The organism is Actinoplanes sp. DH11 (genome assembly GCF_020873875.1).
Classification (GTDB): Bacteria; Actinomycetota; Actinomycetes; order Mycobacteriales; family Micromonosporaceae; genus Actinoplanes.
In genome coordinates, this window is the sequence record NZ_JAHWGU010000206.1 from 1 (window position 1) to 309 (window position 309).

Below are 309 nucleotides of genomic sequence, written 5' to 3' on the forward strand. Positions count from 1 at the left end.
GGGCTTGTTGGATGGGTTGAGGGCGGATGGTGAGGTAGCGGCGGCTGGCGGTGGTGCAGCGGGTTTTGGCGGGGCAGGGGCGGCAGACGGTGGTGGTGAAGGCGATCGAGATGATGTCGGTGTCGCCCCGGCGGCCGGGGATCCAGGTGGAGGTGGTGTGGCCTTGCGGGCAGGTCGCCTGCTGCTGGTCGTAGTCGATGGTGAACGCGGTGCGGTCGTAGCCGCCGGGGGTGGTGGCTTGGGTGCGGGTGTCGGCCAGGACCGGGGTGATCAGGGTGATCCCGAAGGTGGTGTGGCTGGAGACCAGCA

The 309-nt window shown here is 69.3% G+C and carries 1 protein-coding gene; it reads right to left on the reverse strand.

Annotated features, from left to right (window positions below; translation table 11 throughout):
• The coding region (locus LPA41_RS41450; protein WP_229077001.1) for a transposase at positions 1-309 on the reverse strand (309 nt) is incomplete at both ends.